Raw genomic sequence first — 4,906 nt, forward strand, 5'->3', positions numbered from 1 at the left:
CGCGCCGTTTCGCTGGCTCGCCAACGGCAAGCCGCTCGCCGGCATAGACCGCCGCCGCACCGCGACCTGGCAGCCCGACGGCACCGGCTATTCGACGCTGACCGTGATCGACGCCGCCGGACGCGCGGCAAGCGTGAAGGTTTTCGTTGAATAAGATACGGCAAGCGATTCAGCGCATTGCGTTTTGCGCTTTGCTTTCGGCCGCCGCGGCCTTCCCCGCCCATGCCGATCCCCTCCCCGCCGGCTTCGTCCGGCTGGCCGATATCGATCCCAGCATCCGCCAGGACATCCGCTACGCCGGATCCGAAAACTTCCTGCACCGCAAGGCCAATGGCTATGACGCGCCGGTCTGCATCCTGACCGAACAGGCGGCAAAGGCGCTTTCCAGTGTCCAGAAAGCAATGGCCGCCAGGCGCATGACATTGGTCGTCTTCGACTGCTACCGCCCGGCGCGCGCCGTTGCCGATATGGGCGAATGGACGAGGCAAAGCGGCCCACCCGACCCGCGATGGTACCCGACGGTCGAGCGCGGCGACCTCATCGCCAAGGGTTACGTCGGCGAGTTGTCCAGCCATTCGCGCGGCTCGACCGTTGATCTCGCCATCGCTGAGCTTGACAAGAAAAGCGCGGTTCATCCCGCCTGCGGCGCGCCCGACACCGGTACGCTCGACTTCGGCACCGGATTCGACTGTTTCGATCCTGCGAGCGAGACCGCCTACCATGGGCTGAGAATCAAAGCTGCCACCAGCCGCAAGACGCTGGTCGACGCCATGCGTGCCGCCGGCTTCCGCAATTATGTCCGCGAATGGTGGCACTTCACGCTGCAAAACGAACCGTTCGCCAAGCAGCGTTTCGACTTTCCCATCACCGCGCCATAGAAGGCGGATAGACCCCGACACAAATCTCGCCCGCTCCAACCTTGCCGCGACGCCAGCTGTCTCTAGATGGCGTCCGACAGGCGCAGAGTCCGCGCTGGCTAATATGAGGAAAATGTTTCCCGAGTACGGCGATCATCGGCGAAAAATTGCTTCAAGACAGCAAAAAAGGCAACATTGAATGCATCTAAATTCTATCAAATCGGTAGAGTTCGGCCGTCATCAACGGAGGCGGAAATGACCAACCCTCATTTCAGGAAACTGCTCGGCGCGCTGGTCGCCACATCTGTCCAGTTCGGTACGCTCGGTTTCGCGTTTGCCGATACGACCATTCTGAATGTGTCTTACGACCCGACACGTGAACTCTACAAGGCCTATGACGAGGCCTTCGCCGCGCACTGGAAGGCGGAGACCGGCGAAACCGTCACCATCCAGCAGTCGCATGGCGGATCGGGCGCGCAGGCCCGGGCGGTGATCGACGGCCTCGACGCCGATGTCGTCACGCTCGCGCTCGAAGGCGACATCAACGCCATCGCCACGAAGACGAAGAAGATCAATCCGGACTGGCGCACGAAGTTCGAGAACAACTCGGCACCCTACACCTCGACGATCATCTTCCTGGTGCGCAAGGGCAATCCCAAGGGCATCCACGACTGGAACGATCTGGTCAAGGACGGCGTCCAGGTGATCACGCCGAACCCGAAGACCTCCGGCGGCGCGCGCTGGAACTATCTCGCCGCCTGGGCCTATGCCAACGCCAATGACGGCAATGACGAAGCCAAGACCAAGGAATTCGTCGGCAAGCTCTATGCGAATGTCCCGGTGCTCGATACCGGCGCCCGCGGCTCGACGGTGACCTTCGCGCAGAAGGGGCTGGGCGACGTGCTGATCGCCTGGGAGAACGAAGCCTATCTCGCGCTCGACGAATTCGGCGCCGACAATTTCGACATCGTCTACCCGCCGACCTCGATCCTGGCCGAGCCGCCGGTCGCGATCGTCGACGCCAATGTCGACGCCAAGGGCACGCGCAAGGTCGCCGAGGCCTATCTGGGCTGGCTCTATTCCAAGGAAGCCCAGACCATCATCGCCAAGAACCACTATCGTCCGGCCAAGCCCGACCTGGTGCCTGCCGAGGACCTCGCCAAGCTACCGGCCATCAAGCTTGTCACCATCGACGATCCGCAATTCGGCGGTTGGAGGAAGGCGCAGCCTTATCATTTCGGCGACGGTGGTATATTCGACCAGATTTACAAGCCCGCCCAATGAAGCATGGTGGCCATAGGCCGGATGAAACCTGATTGGGTCTATTGTACGAATGCCCGAGCCGAGGCTAAGGGCAATCTGGACTGAGTAAGAAGGGACGATCCAGAACAGCATGAACACAGCACCCGCCAAGGCGGGGTGGCGGTTCAGACAGCCGAGTGTCATTCCGGGCTTCGGATTGACGCTCGGCTTCTCGCTTGCCTACCTCACGCTCATCATCCTCATCCCGCTTTCGGGGCTGGTCTGGCGTTCGGCCGCGCTCGGCTGGACCGATTTCTGGGCGATCGCCGTCGACCGGCGCACCCTCAACGCGCTGAAGATCAGCTTCGGCACCGCCTTCCTGGCCGCTGCCGTCAACGTCGTCTTCGGCACCATCGTCGCCTGGGTGCTGGTGCGCTATCGTTTCCCCGGCCGCCGCATCGCCGATGCCATGGTCGACCTGCCCTTCGCCTTGCCCACCGCAGTTGCCGGTATCGCGCTCACCACGCTCTATGCGCCGAATGGCTGGATCGGACAGCTTCTGATGCCGCTCGGCATCAAGGTCGCCTACACGCCGCTCGGCATCGTCGTCGCCTTGGTGTTCATCGGCCTGCCCTTCGTCGTGCGCACCGTCCAGCCGATCATGGAGGAGATCGACAAGGAGGTGGAAGAAGCAGCGGCCTCGCTTGGTGCCAGTCGCTTCCAGATCATCACCCGCGTCCTGTTTCCAGGGCTGGCGCCGGCGATCGTCACGGGCTTTTCGCTCGCCTTCGCGCGCGGCGTCGGCGAATACGGCTCCGTTATCTTCATCGCTGGCAACCTGCCGTTCAAATCCGAAATCGCGCCGCTTCTGATCGTGATCCGGCTCGAGGAATACAACTATGCAGCGGCCACGGCGATAGCCGCGATTATGCTGGCGCTATCCTTCCTGATGCTGCTTGTGATCAATCTGGTGCAGTCGTGGAGCCGCAAACGCTATGGCTGACCCCGAAATCAAATCCTATGAACCATATCGCGAAAGCCAGTCGGAGGCGGTAACCGAAAGCCGGCCGGTGCGAGTGGCGGCGATGGCCGTAGCTTTCGCCTTCCTCGCCATCTTCCTGCTCTTGCCGCTGATCGTCGTCTTTAACGAATCGTTCGCCAAGGGCACGAGCGCTTACACCGAGGCGCTGGCCAGCCCCGACACGCGGTCGGCGATCCGCCTGACGCTGTTGGTAGCGGCGATCTCGGTCCCGCTCAACGCAGTCTTCGGCATTTCGGCTGCCTGGGCGATCGCCAAGTTCGAGTTCAAGGGTAAGGCGTTTCTAACCACCCTCATCGACCTGCCTTTCTCGGTGTCGCCTGTCATTTCCGGCCTGGTCTATGTGCTCCTCTTCGGCGCGCAAGGCCTGCTCGGCGAATGGCTGAAGGCCCATGGCATCGTCATTCTGTTCGCCGTGCCGGGCATTGTGCTCGCCACCATCTTCGTCACCTTCCCCTTCGTCGCCCGCGAGCTGATCCCGCTGATGCAGGAACAGGGCAGTGGCGATGAGGAGGCGGCCCTTTCGCTCGGCGCCAATGGCTGGCAGGCCTTCTGGTATGTGACGCTGCCTAACGTCAAATGGGGACTGCTCTACGGTGTGCTCTTGTGCAACGCGCGCGCCATGGGCGAGTTCGGCGCGGTGTCGGTCGTGTCGGGCCACATACGCGGCCTCACCAACACCATGCCGCTGCATGTCGAAATCCTCTATAATGAGTACAATGCCGTCGGCGCCTTCGCCGTGGCTTCGCTGCTTGCCGGCCTGGCGCTGGTCACGCTGGTCTTGAAAACACTGCTCGAGATGCGCTACGGCGCCGAGATCGCCGCGACACGCGGACATTGAAAAGGGCGGGTTTATGGAAGTTCGCATTGCCAATGTGCGCAAGGAGTTTGAGCGGTTTCCGGCCCTCCACGACGTATCGCTCGACATCAAGTCCGGCGAACTGATCGCGTTGCTCGGGCCGTCCGGCTCCGGTAAGACGACCTTGCTCCGGCTAATCGCCGGGCTGGAACGGCCGACCAAGGGCGCAATCTTCTTCGGTGATGAGGACGCTTCGCAGAAGTCGATCCAGGAGCGCAATGTCGGCTTTGTCTTCCAGCATTATGCGCTGTTTCGGCATATGACGGTCGCCGACAATATCGGCTTCGGCCTCAAGGTCCGGCACGGAGCATCCCGCCCGTCGGCGCAGGAGATCCGCCGCCGCGCTTCCGAACTTCTCGACCTCGTCCAGTTGTCGGGCCTGGAAAAACGCTATCCGGCGCAACTTTCAGGCGGCCAGCGTCAGCGCGTGGCGCTCGCCCGCGCCATGGCGATCGAGCCTAAGGTGCTCCTGCTCGACGAGCCGTTCGGCGCGCTCGACGCGCAGGTACGCCGCGAGTTGCGCCGCTGGCTGCGCGAGATCCACGACGCCACCGGCCACACCACCGTCTTCGTCACCCATGACCAGGAGGAGGCGCTCGAGCTCGCCGACCGTGTCGTCGTCATGAGCCAGGGCCGCATCGAGCAGGTCGGCTCAGCCGACGAGATCTACGACATCCCAAACTCGCCCTTCGTCTATAGCTTCGTCGGCGAATCGAGCTCGCTGCCGGTCAAGGTCGAGGGCGGTGAGCTGTGGATCGCCGACCGGCCGATCGGGCTATCGGCGCCGCAAGGAGCGCCTTCGGGCGAAGCGTTGCTCTACTTCCGTCCGCACGATGTCGAGCTGCTCGACGGCTGCAGCGGCTGCATCGCCGGCACGGTCGCCGCCAGCCGCCGCGTCGCCGGCACCAG

At 62.9% G+C, this 4,906-nt stretch carries 6 protein-coding genes; all 6 read left to right on the plus strand.

The window, feature by feature from the left end:
- Positions 1 to 154: penicillin-binding protein 1C (locus DH10_RS35030; protein ID WP_135884590.1), on the plus strand; the 154-nt coding region annotated here is incomplete at its 5' end.
- The gene (locus DH10_RS35035; RefSeq protein ID WP_192243321.1) at positions 147 to 878 is read left to right on the plus strand and encodes a M15 family metallopeptidase; all 732 of its coding nucleotides are present in this window, start codon (positions 147 to 149) and stop codon (positions 876 to 878) included. The genes DH10_RS35030 and DH10_RS35035, both read left to right, overlap by 8 nt.
- A 234-nt stretch (positions 879 to 1,112) precedes the next feature.
- Positions 1,113 to 2,141: a sulfate ABC transporter substrate-binding protein gene (locus tag DH10_RS35040; RefSeq protein ID WP_192243323.1), complete on the plus strand. Its 1,029-nt coding sequence runs from the start codon at positions 1,113 to 1,115 to the stop codon at positions 2,139 to 2,141.
- A 109-nt stretch (positions 2,142 to 2,250) separates the two neighbouring features.
- Positions 2,251 to 3,102 carry a sulfate ABC transporter permease subunit CysT gene (gene cysT, locus DH10_RS35045; RefSeq protein ID WP_192243325.1) on the plus strand — a complete coding sequence of 284 codons (852 nt, stop codon included), beginning with the start codon at positions 2,251 to 2,253 and terminating at the stop codon, positions 3,100 to 3,102.
- Positions 3,095 to 3,979 (plus strand): sulfate ABC transporter permease subunit CysW, encoded by an 885-nt coding sequence (cysW, locus tag DH10_RS35050; RefSeq protein ID WP_192243327.1) that lies wholly within the window; start codon positions 3,095 to 3,097, stop codon positions 3,977 to 3,979. Before cysT ends, cysW begins: the two co-directional genes overlap by 8 nt.
- Before the next feature lie 13 nt (positions 3,980 to 3,992).
- On the plus strand, positions 3,993 to 4,906 hold a 914-nt coding region (locus DH10_RS35055), incomplete at its 3' end, for a sulfate/molybdate ABC transporter ATP-binding protein (RefSeq protein ID WP_192385892.1).

It is taken from the genome of Mesorhizobium silamurunense (genome assembly GCF_014843825.1).
In the GTDB taxonomy this organism is placed as follows: domain Bacteria; phylum Pseudomonadota; class Alphaproteobacteria; order Rhizobiales; family Rhizobiaceae; genus Mesorhizobium; species Mesorhizobium silamurunense.